The following is a 16,600-nucleotide window of genomic DNA, read 5'->3' on the forward strand; positions in this document are numbered from 1 at the left end:
CCATTATTTTTCGAGGGAAGCGGAACGGTGTCCGCACAGCGGGAGCACTTCGCGGAGGCCGGCTATCTCGTCCTGCCGGGTCTGCTCCCCGCAGCACTGCTCGACCGGCTCGTGCCGGAGGTGGACCTGTGGGTGGACGACGGACTGCGGTCCCGGTCGATCGCCGCCTGCCTGGAGCCCGGCCCCGACGACGACCCGCCCCCCGTGATGGAGCTCGAGCTGCCCGCACACGGCGAACTCCTCACCCACGAACCGCTGCTCCAGGTCATCGCGGACCTCATGGACGCCCCCTTCGTCTTCCACCACCTGCACAGCGACCGGCACAACCCCGGAGCCCCCGGCAAGCCGTGGCACCACGACCACGAGCCCAACGACCGCGACGACCCCGGCCTGGTGATGGTGCACGCCCTGCACTACCTCGGCGGTCTGGACGGCACCATCGGCAGCCTCACCGTGGTGCCGGGCTCCCACCGCAGCCCCTGGAGCAAGTCCGCGCTCGCCCACCTCGACACCTGCGAACTGCCCGGCGAAGTGGTCATCGACGCGCTGCCGCCCGGCTCCACGGTGCTCATCAACTCCGCGCTGCTGCACGCCCGCAGACCCACCACGAGCCCGCCGGGCGCCCAGCCGCGCTACTTCGTCGACGCGTCGTACTGCCAGACGGGGGCACGCTGGCGGCCCGTGAAACCGTACTGGCGGCACATGCTCGCCGCCGCCCGCGACCGCGACCTCGACGGCGGGCGCTGGCCCGAGCTCTTCGCGGAACGGCACTTCACCGAGTACGCCCGGCCGGCGTGAGAAAGGACAGCGCGCATGCAGATCATCGGACCCGTCACCTTCGACGAGGTACAAGCCCACTTCCACCGGGACCACCCCGTCGCACGCGAGCACGACGTCAACACCAACGCGGACGCGGACAGCGCGCTGCTCCTGGCCGACACCACCTTCCGTACCTGGTCGGCGGTACGGCTGTCCCGCGACGACGTCCGCTCGGTGCTGCTGCCCTGGCACATCGGCTGCGGCGGCGGACGCGAACTCGTGCCGCCCACCGGCCTCACGGTCGGTGAGACGGCGGGCCTGCTGCGCGCGCACGAAACCGAGTTCGCGGCGGCCAACCCGGTGTGCACGGCCAAGCTCACCCTGTTCCGCACCCACCCGCTCTCCTCCATCTACCTCACCACCCGTCCCATCCCCCACGACCACTACGCGGGCCTGCCCACCGACGAAGGCCTGGTCCACCTCGACGGCCTGCACCGCCTGCTCGCCTGGGAGCTGGCCGGACGCCTGTCGCCACGCGAGGAACTCACCGCCTACATCGCCGGCGACCTCACCCGCCTCGCCCCGGCCACCACGAGTGACAGCGCACCGAACGCCACCACCGGAGGTCCACGCCCATGACGCGAGCGATGCGCTCCACCGCCTCGCCGTCCGACACCCCGCTGCCGGGACCCCTTTGGGCCACACCTCCCGGACAACCCCTGACCACCCTGCCCGACCTGCTCGCGCGCAACGCCCGCGACCACCCGGACCGGCCCGCCGTCGGCGACGGGACCCGCACCCTCGACCACCGCGGGCTCGACGGCGCCGCCACGCACATCGCGGCCCGCCTCGCCCGCCTCGGCGCCGCGCGCGGCGACCGGGTGGCGCTGCTCGGCCCCCGGGACGCCCGCATGTGCGCGCTGCTGCACGGCGTGCTCCGCGCGGGAGCCACCGCCGTCCTGGTCGACCCGGAGTGGAGCCCGCGCGATGTGCACCGGCGCCTGGACGCCGTCAAGGTGCGCCACGTCCTCAGCACCGCCGTGCACCTGCGGGCCCCCGAGCCGTACGGCACCGAGTACGTGGACGTCGACGCGCTGCCCGCGAGCGCCGAGGACGAAGCGGCCCCCGCGCACCCCTGCGCACCGGACGACCTCGCGTATCTGTCCTTCACCTCCGGGTCGAGCGGGGAGCCCAAGGCCGTCGCGGTCACCCACGCCAACGCGGTGCACTACGCGCTCGCCCTGCGCGGGCGGCTCGGCCTCACCGACGCCGACGCGCCGTGCGTCGCCCACGTCACCACCCTGGCCGCCGACCTCGGGCACACCGCGTGGCTGCTCGCCCTCGCGACCGCGGGCTCGGTGCACGTCGTGCCCGACGCGCGCACGCGCGACCCCGAGGCGTTCTGGGCGTCGCTGCGCGACGCCGGGGTCGACGTGCTGAAGACGACGCCCTCACATCTGACGGCCCTGCTCGCGGGACGGCCGTCGGACGCGCCCGCCCTGCACACCGTCCTGCTCGGCGGGGAGGCGCTGCCCCGGTCGCTGGCCGCGGGTCTGCTCACGGACGGGGTGGCCGCCCGGGTCGCCAACCACTACGGGCCGACGGAGACCACCGTCGGCGCCACCTGCTTCCTCGCCGCCACCGTCGCGGAGCTGCCCGCCGACGAGCCCACCGTGCCCATCGGAACCGCGATCGGCGACGTCGAACTGCGGCTCGTGCCCGACGCCGGTGAGGGCGAGCTGTACATCGGCGGCCAGGGCGTCAGCGCCGGGTACTACGGCCGCCCGTACGAGACCGCGCGCCGCTTCGTCGCCCACGAGGGGCGGCGGATGTACCGCACGGGTGACGTGTGCCGGCGCAGGCCCGACGGCAGCCTCGTGTTCGTCGGCCGCTCGGACCGCCAGGTCAAGGTCCGGGGCTTCCGCGTCGACCCCGCCGAGATCGAGCGGGCCATCGAGGAGTTCCCCGGCGTCGGCCAGGGCGCGGTGATCGTGCGCTCCACCCCGGCGGGCAGCCAGCTCCTGGCCGCCGTGCGCCTCGCCGCCGGGTGCGAGGAGCAGGAGACGCTGGCCGCGCTCCGCACCCATCTGCACGACCGGTTACCCGGTTACTCGGTGCCCCAGCCGGTCCTCGCCCTAGCGGAGTTCCCCTTCGGCGCCAACGGCAAGCTCGACCGCGTGCGCCTGAGCGGCATCGTGTCCGGTCTCATCGAGTCCAGGGCCCGCACCGCGCGGCGCGAGCCGTCCACACCGCTCTCGCCCGCCGACCGCACCGCCGCCTCCCTCGCGCACGCCGTGTGCGAGCTGTGGGCGGACGCCCTCGGACTGCCCGTGGTGGACCCGCACGCCGACGTGCTGAGCCTCGGCGGCGACTCGATCCTCGCCATGCGCACCGTCGCCTTCCTGCGCCGCCGCGGTCACCGTGTCGCGTTCGAGGACTTCTACGAGCATCCGACGCCCACGCGCCTCGCGGCGGTCGCCGCGTCGTCCGGGCGGCGCCCCCAGCCGCGCACGGGAACGACGGCCGCCGCACCGCACCATCCGGCCCCCGCCCAGCGGTGGTTGTTCCGGCAGCCCGTCGACGAGCCGCGGCACTGGAACCAGTCGGTGCTCCTCCGGTGCCGTGCGCGCGTGGACGCCGGTGCCCTGGCACGGGCGGTCGAGGCCGTGCTGCACCGGCACACCGCGCTGCGCAGACCGGTCGGTCCCGGCGGTCTCGGTCCGCTGCGGGCCGCGGGCGACCTGGACGCGGTGAGCCACTCGCGGGTGCGTGCGCAGGAGCCGCCGTCCGAGGCGGTCGGCGCGGTCTGTACCGAGCTGCACCGCTCCCTGGACCCGGAGGCCGGGCGGCTGCTGCGGGTGCACCTGTTCGCGGGCGGGCCGGGTGTCGACGACCGGATCGCGCTGATCGCCCATCACCTCGTGGTGGACGGGTTGTCCTGGCGCATCCTTCTCGACGACCTCGCCGCCGCCTACCGCGCCGAGTCGGCGGGGCGGCGGGCCGAACTCCCGCCGACCGCCGACTTCTACGCCTGGGCCGCGACCGCGCCCCGGTCCGGCGCCGCGCAGTCCGCGGTCGCGCCCCGGCTCCCGGTGGACGACGCCACGTCGGGCACCGAACCCGCCACCCTCGTCTGGAGCCTCGACGAACGGGCCACGAGCCGCCTCACCGAGCGCCACGGCCGCGCACAGGGCCTGGAGGCCCTGCTGCTCGGCGCGTTCGCCGACGCCACCCTCGCCTGGAGCGGCGGACGCGGCCTCGGCGTGGAGGTGGAGACCCACGGCCGCGGGACCGACGGCGCGGACGGGCAGTACCTGGACACGGTGGGCTGGTTCACCGCCGTCAAGTGGCTGGCCGTCCCGGCCGCCGACGGCAGCCGGGACGTGGCGGCCGTCGAGGACCTCGTACGCCGTGCCCCGCAGTTGCCCATGGACGTCGAAGGGGCGCGCCCCGAAGCGGCGTTCAACTTCCTGGGCACCTTCCGGCTGCCCGACGAGCCGTCCCTGGACTGGACGGTGGCCGACGAGCAGGCGGGGGCGGCCCGCTGCCACACCGGTGACTCCCTCTACCGGCTGCGGCTGACCGCCCGGATCGTCGAGGGCCGCCTCGTGACCGACCTGGTGTACGCCTGGCCCCGGCTCTCGCACGACAGCGCGGAGCGGATCGTCGGCGCGTTCTCCCGCGCGGTCGCCGCCGCCGCGGACGCCGAACCGGCCCCGTACGTTCGGGTGCCGGTGTCCACGTCGGGGCAGTTGCTGCACACCGGAGCCACGCCCTCGCGGGGCCGCTGGAGCGTGGTGCGCGAGCCGGTCTCGGTGCTCCTGACCGGGGCGACCGGCTACCTGGGCGGGCATGTGCTCGACGCACTGGCCGGGCGGGGCGCGCACGTGACGTGCCTGGTGCGCGGGTCCGGTGACGCCGAGGCCGCCCGGCGCATCGGGGGCGCGGACGCGGTGGCCGGAGACATCACCGCGGAGGGCCTCGGCCTGACCCCCGAGGGGCTCGCCCGGGCCCGCGGGGCGCAGGTCGTCGTGCACGCCGCCGCCGACGTACGCCTCGTCGCCTCGCCCGCCGAACTGGAGGACACCAACCACACCGCGGTGCGGCGGCTGCTCCACTGGGTCGACACCCACACCCCAGGCGCCCGCTTCCACCACATCTCCACGCTGGCCGTGTCGGGGGAGGTGGAGGGGCCCGCGCGCCGCTTCAGCGAGGCCGACCTGCGCATCGGACAGGGCTTCCGCACCCCGTACGAGAGGGCGAAGTTCCACGCCGAGGAGACCGTGCGCGCCTGGGCCGCCGCGGGACGGCACGCCTGTGTGCACCGCAGCGGCCACATCGCGGCGCACAGCCTGACCGGGGCGTTCCAGCGCAACGTAGCGGACAACCGGATCTACCAGACCGTGCGCGGCTACGTCCTCGCCGGGGCCGCGCCGAGCCGGCCCTCGACCACGTTCGAGTTCTCCCACGTCGACACGGTGGCGGCGGGGATCGCGGCGCTCGCGGTCCATCCGTACGCGGCGCCGGGCGTCTACCACGTCGAGTCGCCGCACACCGTCGCCCACGACGATCTCGTGGCGTGGATGGTCCGGCACGGCTACCCGGTCCGGCTCACGGACGACGCCACGTTCGCCGCGGCCCTCGCCCGCGCGGAGCGGCACCATCCGACCGTGGCCCGGCTCGCCTCGACCTGGTCGCAGCTCGGCGACCGCAATGTCGTCGTCGACAGCGCGTGGACCCAGTCGGTGCTCGACCGGCTCGGGGTGCGGTTCGCCGAACCGACCGCCGAGTGGTGGTCGGCCGCGCTGTCCTGGGCCGCCGACCAGGGCTTCCTGCCGCACAGATGCCCGGTGCCCGCCGACCCCGCCCTGTGACCGCTCCCCCGGCCCGCGGTGTCCGCCGACCCGGACGCCACCCGTTCAGACCCGGCCCCGCCCCCGCGCGGACAGCCGACGACTCCCTAGGAAGTGACGCGATGCCCCAGCTTTCCCCGGTGCTCAAGCAGGCCACACCCGTGGTCGCCACCCGCGGCGAGGGGATGTACCTGTACGACGCCGACGACCGGCGCTACCTCGACTTCACCGCCGGCGTCGGCGTGACCAACACCGGCCACTGCCATCCCCGGGTGGTCGAGGCGGTGCGGCAGCAGGCGGGGCAGCTGATCCACGGCCAGTACACGACCGTGCTGCACGACCGGCTGCTCACCCTCACCGAGCGCCTGGGCGAGGTGCTTCCGGAGAACCTCGACGCGCTGTTCTACCTCAACTCCGGCAGCGAGGCGGTGGAGGCCGCCCTGCGGCTCGCCCGGCAGGCCACCGGACGGCAGAACGTCATCGTCTTCGACGGCTCCTTCCACGGGCGCACCATGGGAGCGGCGGCGCTGAGCACGGCGGGCATCCGGTTCCGCGCCGGGATCGGCCCGCTGATGCCGGGCGTCGCGGTGGCGCCGTTCCCGCACGCCTTCGCTCTCGGGCTGAGCGAGGAGGCGGCCGTCGAGCACGCGCTGCGCGGGCTCGACCACGTCCTCGCCACAGTGAGCGCGCCCGCCGAGACCGCGGCGATGTTCGTCGAACCCGTCCTGGGCGAGGGCGGTTACGTGCCCGCGCCGCCAGGGTTCCTCGCGGGGCTGCGGGAGCGCGCGGACCGGCACGGCATCCTCCTCGTGCTCGACGAGATCCAGACCGGCTTCGGCCGCACCGGGCGGTTCTGGGCCCACCAGCACTCCCCCGGTGTCGCACCGGACGTGCTGATCACCGCCAAGGGCCTGGCCAGCGGCTTCCCGCTGTCGGCGATCGCCGCGCCCACCGAGCTGATGGGCCGCGCCTGGCCGGGCTCGCAGGGCGGGACCTACGGCGGCAACGCCGTGGCGTGCGCCGCGGCCCTCGCCACCCTCGACGTCATCCGGGACGAGGGCCTGGTGGACAACGCCGCCGAGCAGGGCCGCCGCCTCGCGGACGGCCTGCGCAAGACCGCCGCCGACGTCCCGGCCGTCGCCGACGTACGCGGTACGGGCCTGATGCTGGCCTGCGAGTTCCGCAGCCCCGACGGCTCCCCGGACGCCGAACTCGCCCGGGAGGCGCAGCGCGCCGCAGCCGAGCGGGGACTGCTGCTCCTGACCTGCGGGGTGCACGGCAACGTCGTGCGGATGATCCCGGCGCTCGTCGTCACCGCCGAGCAGATCGACGAGGCCCTCTCGCTGTGGTCCGCCGCCCTCGCCTCGGCGGTCCGGTGAGGGAGTCGCGCGGGACCGCCCCCATCTCCGTACGCCTTCAGAAGGGACCGAACACGCCATGACGGGAACCACGATCGACGACATCGGCTGGACCAGCGAGTACCTGGAGTCCGCGCGCGACGTCTGGTCGCTGTCGGTCGCCGACGACGACCGGCGGCTGCTGTGGACGGACGCCCTCGCCGGGCGGTGGGGCGCGGGCGGGGCCGCGTACACGGCCGTGCGCTCCTTCATCGGTGACAGCCTCGACGCCGTCGGGTTCGTGAACGTACGCAACGTCATGTCCCCCGACGCCTCCGACGCCGACCTCATCACCGGTCTTTCCTTCGTCCTCGACGAGATCGGCGGTGCCATCCCGCAGAACGCGCAGGGCGACCTGTGGACCATCCTGCGCGACCGCGACGGCGACGGCGCGACCGAGCTCGGCTTCCACTGCGACACCTGTGACCTGCTCGTCCTGCTGTGTCTGCGGCCCGCGGCCGACGGCGGCGGCATGACCAAGCTGGCCAGCGCGCGGCACGTGCACGACATCATCGAACGGGAACGCCCGGACGTCCTCGCCCTGTTGCAGGAGGAGTGGCGGTTCGACCGCACCGGCCGCGCGGGCCAGCAGATCGTCACCACCCCCATCCTGTTCACCCAGGACGACGGGACGGTCGGCTGCTACTACCAGACCCGTACGGTACGGGCGTCCGCGCAGCTCGACGCGCGGCGCCTCGACGCCCTCGACTACCTGGACGAGGTCCTCTACCGGCCGGAGATCGCCTTCGGGCTCCAGCTCGGCGCCGGGGATCTGCTGATGATCCGCAACAGCCGTGTGCTGCACGGGCGCTCCCCCTACGTGGACGTGCCCGGGCCGGGGGCCCGCCGGATCCTGCGCGCCTGGATGAACGAGCGGTGAGCGCCGACCACGGCAGGATCGGCGTCGTCACCGGTGGGGGCAGCGGCCTCGGCCGCGCCGCCGCGCTCGCCCTGCTCGACCGGGGCTGGTCGCTCGCGCTCGCCGGGCGGCGCAAGCAGACGCTGGAGGAGACCGCGGCGCTCTCGGGCGCCGCCGCGGACCGGGTGATCGCGGTGCCTACCGACATCGGCGACCCCGACCAGGTCGCGGCGCTGTTCCGCGCGGTCGGCGACCACTTCGGCCGGCTCGACCTCCTGTTCAACAACGCGGGCGCGGCCGTCCCGCGCAGACCGGTCCCCGACGTGGCCCTCGAGGACTGGAACCGCATCATCGCCACCACCGTCACCGGGACGTTCCTCTGCTCCCGGGAGGCGTTCCGCATGATGCGCGACCAGTCCCCGCGGGGCGGGCGCATCATCAACAACGGCGCGCCGTCCGCCCACGCGCCCCGTCCCCACGCCATCGCCTACACCGCGGCCAAGCACGCCGTGCTCGGCATCACGCGGGGCCTGTCCCTGGACGGCCGCCCCTACGACATCGCCTGCGGACAGATCGACGTGGGCAACGTGACCCCGCTGGACGGAAGCCCGCAGCCGCCCTCGATGCAGGGCGACGGCACGAGCGCCGTCGAGGCGACCATCCCGGTGGAGCGCTTCACCGACGCCCTGTTGCTGATGGCGTCGATGCCGCCGGGCACCAACGTGCAGTCCCTGACGGTGCTCCCCACGACCATGCCCTACATCGGAAGGGGGTGAGGCGATGCTGGTCAGCTCCCGGTCCTTCGACGAGTACCGGGCCATGTTCGCGCTCTCGGACGACGACCTCGCACAGCGTGTCCTCGACTGCCCCGGCGGGGCCGCGAGCTTCGTGGCACAGGCCGGGGCCCGGGGCGTCGACGCGGTCGCCGTCGACCCGCTGTACGGTCAGGAACGAGACGTGCTCGGCGCCCTCGCCCAGCGCGAGATCGAGCACAAGCACGCGGACGTGGCCGCCGGCGCGCGGGACTTCGTCTGGGACTGGTTCGGCACCCCCGAGCGCTACACCCGGCTGCGGGCGGAGTCGGCGCGCGCCTTCACCGCCGACATCGCGGCCCGCCCGGACCGCTATGTCGCGGGCGCGCTGCCGCACCTGCCCTTCCCCGACCGCTCCTTCGACCTCGTCCTCAGCTCGCACCTGCTGTTCTCCTACGGGGCGCAGCTCGGCGAGGACTTCCATCTGAGCGCACTGATCGAGCTGGTGCGGGTGGCACGCCGTGAGGTGCGGCTCTTCCCGGTCGTGCTGCACACGAGCGATGAGCGCTATCCGGCCCTGGACCGGCTGCGCAACGCGCTGGACGCCCTGGGCGTGCCGTCGCGTCTGGACCGGGTCGGCTACGCGTTCCAGCCCGGCGGCGACGAGGTCCTCGTCCTCGACACCGCCGCCCCCGGGCCGCTGCCCGCCACACGACCGGGCGCGGACGCGCGTGATCCGGTGCGGTGGCGGCATCTGCGGGCGCCGTCCGGGTTCAGTGCGCGGTGATGTGCCCGGGTGCCGGAAGCCGCGTGGCCGTGGCCGGTTCGTGGACGTCGGCCAGCACGGTGTAGAGAAGCGCCACCGCCAGGGCGCCGGGGTCGGGGACGCCGACGGCGTGGTCTCCGACGTAGCTCGCCCGGCCCCGGCGGGCCCGCAGCGTGGCGGTGGCCAGGGCACCGCGGACGGCGGCCTCCGCGGCGCAGGTGAGGGGCGCGTCGGCGGCCTCCGGCGGCGGGGACGCGAGGGTGTCGGCGGCGGAGGCGAGGGCGTCGACGAGGGTGCAGTCGCCGGGGGCGGCGCCACCGACCCGGCGGATCGCGGCGAGCGCGGCGGAGGTCGCGTCGGCGAGGGCGGGCAGGGCCGGCGCCCGGCCGTCGGCGGGCGAGACGGCCGCCAGGTGCTGGAAGAGCAGCCCGAACAGCGGCCCGCTGGTGCCGCCCACCTCGTCGAGGAAGACATGGGCGAGCGCGGCCGTCCCCTCGACGCCGGTCTCGTCGGCGCGACGGACGGCGCGGCGCACACCGCCCGCGAGGTTGTCGCCGAAGTCGCCGTCCCCGACGAGCTGGTCGAGCCTGGTGAGGTTGTCGCGGACCTGCGTGACGATCAGCGCGTACCGGTCGAGCACCGCACGGCTGCCGTGCCCCTGCTCGGCGGCGGCCGGGGCGGCGGTCGGCGGCTGCACGGCGGGGCCGGGGTCCGCGGCGCCGACGCACTTGGGGAAGGTGAGGGGGGTGCCCGTGTCGGCGTCCCACAGATCCGTCCAGCCCTCTTCGAGCCGCGTCAGGGTGAGCGAGAAGCCGGCCATGTCCAGGGCGGAGGTGTAGGTGCCGGGGACCACGAGGGCGGTCCGTACACCGCGTTCGGCGAGCAGGTCCACAAGGAGGGCGCTGACGGAGTGCAGCTCCAGGCCGGTGGTGGCGCCCAGGCCGTTGACGAGGGCGAGCACCTCGTCGCGACCGGGCGGGAGCGCGGCGAGGAGTTCGTCCGTCATCTGGCGTACGAGGGTGTCGACGGGCGGGCGGGCCATGGTGCGGACACCGCGTTCGCCGTGGATGCCGACGCCGTACTCGAGGATGCCGGCGGGCAGGTCGAAGGCGGGTACGCCGGTGGTCGGGGAGGTCTGTGCGCGGGCGGCGACGGCCAGGCTGCGTGAGCGGGACACGATCCGGGAACCGAGCGCGGCGAGTTCCTCCAGGGCGGCGCCGCGGTCCGCGGCGGCACCGAGCAGCTTCTCCACCACCACGGTGGCGGCGGTGCCGCGGCGGCCGGTCGCGCTGTCCGCGATGTCGGTGGCCAGGTCGTCGTCGACCAGGACCGATGCCACGGGGATGCCGTCGTGACGCAGGCGTTCCGCCGCGATCCGGAAGTTGATGACGTCGCCGGTGTAGTTCTTCACGATGAGCAGGACGCCGTCCCGCTTCGCCATCGCCCGGCTCGCCTCGTAGATCTGCCGGTTGTGCGGGGAGGCGAAGACCTGTCCCGGGCACACCGCGTCGAGGCCGCCACGCCCGAGCAGGCCGGTGTGCAGCGGCTCGTGACCCGACCCGCCGCCCGACACCAGGGCCACGCGCCGGTCGGGGTGGGGCGAGCGCGCGGTGAGGTGGAGCGGAGCGTCGTGCACCGCGATCGTGTCCGGGTGGGTCAGGGCGAGGCCGCGGGCCGCGGTCGACACCGCGTCCGTCTCCGGCAGGAAGTACGTCATGGCAGGAACCTCCAAGGGCGTGCGGGCAGGCACATGCGGTGCGCCCGGGCGGTGGGGTGACCGCTCGGCCCGGCACCGCTGCGGCCCCACCATGACCGCCGACGACGGGCCGCCACCGGAACCCTACAGTTCCGGTACTCTCCAGTTCCGGTTGTACCGCGTCGGTTCACCGGCGCCACCCGTGTGCTTTCCACGCCCGCGACCAGCACACTCCTCCGCTCCTCCGCCCGGGCGCACCGCTGAATTTACTGGAGTTTTGCCTTATGGACGCCCGTCGTCAGGATCTCGGACGGATGGTGCGCGCCTGGCGTGCGGCCCGGCCACCGGAGGCGGTCACGGGCCTGGTGCCGGGCCGCGGCCGGCGCGCCCGCCTCACGCAGCTCGATGTGGCGCTGCTCCTGGGCGTCTCGGAGCGCTGGTACCGCGCCCTGGAGAGCGGCGAGGACCGGCCCTACAGCCGGGAGTTCATCGACGGTGTCGTACGCGTCCTGGGACTCGGCCCCGCTCAGGCCGCCGCGCTGCACCGGGGCACCGGCCACTCGCCGCCGCGGCCGGGGCCCACGCGTCCGGCGCCCGGGCTGCTCGACCTGGTGCGCAGGCAGCACTGCATCAGCTTTCTGTGCGACGCGGCCTGGGACGTCGTCCACGCGAACGACATCGCGGCCCGCCACTGTCCCTGGCTCGTGCGACCGGGGGCCAACGTCATGGTCTGGGCGTTCTCCGACGCGTCCCGCTACCAGCTCCGCGAGTGGCAGAGCCACTGGGCGGGGCCACTCCTCGGGCAGCTCCGCCTCTCCTGGCAGGGCGGCGGCCCGAACCCCCGCCTGGACGAGGTCGTCCGCACCGTCCGCCGGGCACCGGACACCGAACGCCTGTGGCAGTCCCACACCCCCACGGGCACCTTCCCCCTCGGGACCCCGCACCCCATGTACCTCCCCCTGTTCTCGCCGCGCCCGACGGAGGTGCGCGTCGCCGCCTGCGTCCCGTGCGACGCACCGGACACCCGCTGGATCATGCTCACTCCGGCGGACGGCACGGCCGCCTTCCCGTGACACGGGAGTCGGAGCGGGGCCGGGGCCCGGGCCAGGCCGTCCCCGAACAGCTGGAGAAGGACCACGGCGTCGCCAACACGGTGCCGCACGACGCCCGCCGGGTCCCTCGGCCTCACATCCTCCTGACAACTCACGGGACAACCGGGCGATGCGCCGTTCCGTCCTCCCGGGCGCGGCGGGAGACGCCCCGCCGCGGCGTCCGCAAACACGACGGCCGTCGAGCGGCGGCCGAGGACTGGAGAGCCAGGATGAGACGACGGGTACACCCGCACACGAGAGCCCGGGGCACCGCGGCCGGAGCACTGCTCGCCGCGCTGCTGCTGGTCGCGAGCCCGACGGGCACGCACGGGGCGGCTGCCACGGCCGGAGACGTCGACGGGGGTGCGGCCGGTACCCGTGCCGCGGGGCGGACCGGGGTCGTGACGGAGTCCTACGACCTGGGGGACACCGCGTTCACCCACCCCGCGAGCGGGACGGTCAGTGAGATCCGCGCGGTGGTGCACCGCCCGAGCCGGGTGCGCGGCAAACTGCCCCTGGTGGTGCTCTCGCACGGCGCCTGGTACGCGTGCACCGACCCCGAGGCGCAGGCGTGGCCGTGCGACCGGGGCCGCCCGTACCCCAGTCACCGGGGCTACGACTACCTCGGCCGGGCCCTCGCGGCGCGTGGGTTCGCCGTCGTCTCGCTCAGCGCCGACGGCATCAACATGACGTCCTTCGACTACGGGGACCGCGCCGGACTCGTCAACGAGCACCTGCGGCTCCTGAGCCAACTCTCCTCCGGGGGCGGTGTGCTGGCCCGGCGACTGCCCGCGCTGCGCGGGCACCTGGACATGCGGCGCGTCGGGACCGTCGGACACTCCCGGGGCGGCAAGGGTGTGATGTGGCAGGCGTCGGACAAGCACCGGGCCGAGGCTCCCGACGGTGTCAGGGTGCTCGAAAGGCCGTCCTCGCCCTCGCACCGGTGAAGTTCGACTGGCCCGACGGCGACAACAGCGACGCCCTCGTCACGCGGTCGTCCGTGGCCGTCGTGACCTCCGGCTGTGACGGGGCCGTGGAGGAGGCGGGCCAGGAGTACCTGGACGACGTGGAGGGGCGCACCCGGGAGCCCGCGTACTCGGTGTCGCTGCGCGACGGCAACCACAACTTCTACAACACGCAGTGGACGCCTCCCGCCCAGCTCGGTGAGGACGACAGCACCTGTCCCGACCGCGGCCTCCGCCCCGCCCCGCAGCAGAACGCCCTGACGGCCTACGCCACCGCCTTCTTCGACAAGCAGCTCAAGGGCGACGCCACGAACGAGGGGCTGCTGACGGGTGAGCGTGCCCTGCCCGGGGTGACCTCGAAGACCCGCACGGTCCGCACGGTGGACGGCCACTGACGTAACGGGCGTCGGGCGCGCACGCGCGCGTCGCACGCGCAGCGGGAGTTGCGGTGACCCCGGGCCGGGATGCAGGTGGCTCGCCACTGCCCCGAGGTGTCGCGGCCCCGAAGGTGCCGCTGCCCCGAGGTGCCGCGGTCAGGGGCAGGAGGCCAGTGCGGCGCGTCCGGCGTCCAGGAGGCGGCGGGCGCGCGGGAAGTCGCGCAGCTGCTCCTCCAGCAGGTCGAGGCCCGAGAGCAGGAAGCGGGCCGGGACGGCGCGTGCGGTGAGGACTTCGGCGGTCCAGGTGAGGAACGCGGTGAAGACGTCGTCGGAGTCGACATACAGGGCCGCGGTCAGGAAGTCGACGATGTGGGCGAGGTCCTCCGCGGTGCGCTCACGCTGCTCGTCGGTGTAGTCCTGCATGGCGGGGAAGCGCTGCTCCATGCTCCGGAAGCTGTCGCGCACCAGACGCGTCGTGGACTTGGCGACCATGGTGTACTCCTGGTCGGCCAGGTGCCGCAGGTCGTCGGCCTTCTGGTGGGCGGGCGTCGGCTGGGGCAGCGGTCCCGCGGCGAGCCGGTCGGCGGCGGCGCGCGCGTCGGGCGCCCAGGCGTCGGCGCCCAGCATGCGGGCGTAGCGGCCGTCGGCGCCGAAGGCGAGGCCACCGACCATGACCGGGGTGCCCGCGGCCTGGACGGCGGTGATCGCGGTGTGGGCCAGGGGCAGCCGGGTGGGCAGCGAGCTGGAGAGGCACGCCGCGTCGGGGCCGGTGCGGTGGATGTGGCTGATCAGGTGGGCGGTGGGGACCTGCGCGCCGAGGTAGTCCACGCGCCAGCCGCGCAGCCGCAGCGTCTCGGCGACCAGGCGTGCGGGCAGGGCGTGCCACTCCTGGTCCACGCAGGCGACCGTGATCCGGCCGCGGTCGGCCGCGGGGCTGGGTCTGGGCAGGGTGGCGATGACGCGGTCGTTGATGGCGGTGGCTGCGTGTTCGTCGGACACGCTGATGCGGTTGGCGGCCCACTCGACGCCGACCTTGCGCTGCACGGCACCGATGACGTCGAGGAGTACCGCTTCGGGCGCGAGGCCCGTGTCCAGCGCGGCCGTGACGGTGTCGACGGCCGCGTACTCGTCTCCCGCCCGTACCGCGGTCCACAGCCTGTCCGCCCAGGGGCCGGCCGTGCCGTCGTCGCGCCGCGGGGCGGTGCGGGTGCCGGTGGCGCGGCGGTCCGGCGCCGCGTGGTCGTCGGTGTCATCGATGAGGGGTCCGGTCATCCCGTACACCTGCCCCGGGTCGGCCCGTTCACGACGCCGGGTGGGGACCGCGGGGCGCGGTGATGGCCATGACGGCGATGTCGTCGTGGTGTCCGTCGCCGATCCACTGCGAGGTGACCATCTGTACGCGCTCCACGACGGCCTCGGCGGGCAGGCCGACGCACTCGGCTGCGGCGCGCTTGAGGCGCTGCTCACCGAACATGGTGTCGCCCAGCGGGCCGCCCTTGGCCTCGGTGACGCCGTCGGTGAACAGCAGGCACGTCTCCCCCGGTGCGAGCCGTACCTGCGTGGTCCTGGAGGTGACGGCGGGCAGGACGCCGAGCAGGGAGCCGTGGGTGTCGGCCTCCTCGACGGTGCCGTCCGCGCGCACGATCAGCGGGGCGGGGTGCCCGGCGCACGTCAGCCGTAGCAGCACGTCGCGTTCCGCGCGGCGGACGGAGGCGAGGACGAGCGTCGCGAAGCGCGTGTGGCGGCTGCCGCGCATGGCGTTGTTCAGCAGGCGCAGCATCTTGGCGTGGTCGTCGGCCATGGGCAGCAGGGCGTGCAGCGTGGTGCGGATCCTGCCGGTGAGGACCGCGGCTTCCAGGCCCTTGCCCGCCACGTCACCGAGGACGGCGAGGGTCTCGGGGCAGTCCTCGCCGGGCGGGTGGACGTCGTAGAAGTCGCCGCCGACGCGTTCCGTGTCCGCGCTCGCCCGGTACCCGCCCGCGAACTCGACCCCTTCCACCTGCCGCAGGGTGGGCGGCAGGAGCTCACGCATCAGGGTGTCGGAGATGGTGTTCTGCTCCGCGTACAGGCGGGCCGCGGACATGGCCGCCCCGGCCCGGGCGGCGAAGAGGCCGGCCAGTGACTCCTCCGCCTCGCTGAAGGCGGCCTGCTGGGCCCGGCGCAGCAGGATCAGTGCCCCCGCGGGGACGCCGTGGCCAGGGAGCGGTGTGATCGCCAGCGAGCCGACCTCGCCGAACCCGGCCGGGACCAGCCAGTCCGGAGCCGATGCGGGGTCTATCCACCGCGAGGGCACCGGCGGGAAGCCCCGGAGGGCTTCCGCCAGACCCGGCACGGCGTCCGGTGCCTCGAAGGCCTCGCCGCGGGTGATGACGCCCTGGTGGTCGCAGCCCACCATCGGCAGACTCCTGGCCGCGGTGGGCGCGATGACCACGGCGGCGTCGGCCAGGTGTTCCGTGGCCAGACGCGCGGTGACCTCCATGCACCGGTCCAGGTTCAGCGAGGCGAGCAGGGCGCTGGAGGCCTCGGTGAGGAATCGGGTGCGCCCGCGCTCGGCCTCCAGGTCGGCGACCGCCGCGTGGTAGGCGGTCTCCTCCGTCAGCCACCACGCTGTGCCGCCGTCCCCCAGGGCCACCGGACACGCCGAGAACACCCGGTCCCCCACGGCGCCGCGCACCGGCGCCGGGTGCGTGCCGTCCGCGTCCGCGAGCCAGGCGGGCGTCGTCAGGAACTGTCCGATGCGGGCGGCCGGAAGGAGGGCACCGGCGGCGTCGTTGAGTTCCACGACACGGCCGTCCGCCTCCGTGACCAGCACCGGGTACGGGGCGGAGGTGACGCTCACCGTGCGCACGGCTTTGGTGCGGGGCCCGGCCGGGGTAGAAGTCATGTAAGGGGCCCCTACGCGTGGACCCACACCTCACTCAGCGAAGACAGCAGAGAACCGATCTTCGAGTACGGTCCCGCATGCCGGGTGTGTCGTGCAACCACCGAATCGACCGACGGCTCCGGACATAACGCACGGAACGGGTTTCTTCCCTGGAACTAGGGAGCCTTTCCCGCCTCCGTGGCCATGAAACCGAGGGACATC

The 16,600-nt window shown here is 74.4% G+C and carries 12 protein-coding genes and 1 pseudogene; 10 read left to right on the forward strand and 3 right to left on the reverse strand.

The features are described from left to right. Positions 1-27 precede the first annotated feature (27 nt). From ACH4DX_RS19590 to ACH4DX_RS19620, 7 genes are all read left to right on the forward strand, one after another. Positions 28-798, forward strand: coding sequence for a phytanoyl-CoA dioxygenase family protein (locus tag ACH4DX_RS19590; protein WP_398156027.1), 771 nt, complete (start codon positions 28-30; stop codon positions 796-798). Between the two features lie 15 nt (positions 799-813). Next, a complete protein-coding gene (locus tag ACH4DX_RS19595; RefSeq protein ID WP_398122373.1) occupies positions 814-1,398 on the forward strand; it encodes a DUF6309 family protein in 585 nt (194 codons plus the stop codon). Next, positions 1,395-5,633: an AMP-binding protein gene (locus ACH4DX_RS19600; protein WP_398156028.1), complete on the forward strand. Its 4,239-nt coding sequence runs from the start codon at positions 1,395-1,397 to the stop codon at positions 5,631-5,633. The genes ACH4DX_RS19595 and ACH4DX_RS19600 overlap by 4 nt, the downstream gene beginning before the upstream one ends. A 101-nt stretch (positions 5,634-5,734) precedes the next feature. Continuing rightward, on the forward strand, positions 5,735-6,991 hold the full coding sequence (locus ACH4DX_RS19605) for an aspartate aminotransferase family protein (protein WP_398156029.1): 1,257 nt from the start codon (positions 5,735-5,737) through the stop codon (positions 6,989-6,991). Positions 6,992-7,049: 58 nt separating this feature from the next. Then, positions 7,050-7,889, forward strand: a complete 840-nt coding sequence (locus ACH4DX_RS19610) for a TauD/TfdA family dioxygenase (protein ID WP_398122370.1) — start codon at positions 7,050-7,052, stop codon at positions 7,887-7,889. Further along, entirely contained in the window at positions 7,886-8,644 is a 759-nt protein-coding gene (locus ACH4DX_RS19615) for an SDR family oxidoreductase (RefSeq protein WP_398156030.1), read from the forward strand. The genes ACH4DX_RS19610 and ACH4DX_RS19615 overlap by 4 nt, the downstream gene beginning before the upstream one ends. A gap of 4 nt (positions 8,645-8,648) precedes the next feature. Further along, positions 8,649-9,407 (forward strand): methyltransferase domain-containing protein, encoded by a 759-nt coding sequence (locus ACH4DX_RS19620; RefSeq protein ID WP_398156031.1) that lies wholly within the window; start codon positions 8,649-8,651, stop codon positions 9,405-9,407. Here ACH4DX_RS19620 and ACH4DX_RS19625 read toward each other — a convergent pair. Continuing rightward, positions 9,394-11,103, reverse strand: a complete 1,710-nt coding sequence (locus tag ACH4DX_RS19625; RefSeq protein ID WP_398156032.1) for a dihydroxyacetone kinase subunit DhaK — start codon at positions 11,101-11,103, stop codon at positions 9,394-9,396. The genes ACH4DX_RS19620 and ACH4DX_RS19625 overlap by 14 nt on opposite strands. A 263-nt stretch (positions 11,104-11,366) precedes the next feature. Between ACH4DX_RS19625 and ACH4DX_RS19630 the strand changes: the two genes are divergently transcribed. The 3 genes from ACH4DX_RS19630 (at position 11,367) to ACH4DX_RS19640 (ending at position 13,533) form a co-directional block, all read left to right on the forward strand. Further along, positions 11,367-12,155, forward strand: coding sequence for a helix-turn-helix domain-containing protein (locus tag ACH4DX_RS19630; protein WP_398156033.1), 789 nt, complete (start codon positions 11,367-11,369; stop codon positions 12,153-12,155). A 248-nt stretch (positions 12,156-12,403) separates the two neighbouring features. Next, entirely contained in the window at positions 12,404-13,120 is a 717-nt protein-coding gene (locus tag ACH4DX_RS19635; RefSeq protein ID WP_398156034.1) for a hypothetical protein, read from the forward strand. Next, positions 13,117-13,533: a hypothetical protein gene (locus tag ACH4DX_RS19640; protein WP_398156035.1), complete on the forward strand. Its 417-nt coding sequence runs from the start codon at positions 13,117-13,119 to the stop codon at positions 13,531-13,533. The genes ACH4DX_RS19635 and ACH4DX_RS19640 overlap by 4 nt, the downstream gene beginning before the upstream one ends. A 138-nt stretch (positions 13,534-13,671) precedes the next feature. Here ACH4DX_RS19640 and ACH4DX_RS19645 read toward each other — a convergent pair whose 3' ends face one another. Together ACH4DX_RS19645 and ACH4DX_RS19650 are read right to left on the reverse strand one after the other, a co-directional pair. After that, a complete protein-coding gene (locus tag ACH4DX_RS19645; protein WP_398156036.1) occupies positions 13,672-14,787 on the reverse strand; it encodes a B12-binding domain-containing protein in 1,116 nt (371 codons plus the stop codon). Then, positions 14,784-16,399: pseudogene (locus ACH4DX_RS19650) on the reverse strand (PP2C family protein-serine/threonine phosphatase). Before ACH4DX_RS19650 ends, ACH4DX_RS19645 begins: the two are co-directional and overlap by 4 nt. Positions 16,400-16,600: the final 201 nt, after the last annotated feature.

This window comes from Streptomyces sp. NPDC017940 (genome assembly GCF_044328435.1).
Taxonomy (GTDB): domain Bacteria; phylum Actinomycetota; class Actinomycetes; order Streptomycetales; family Streptomycetaceae; genus Streptomyces.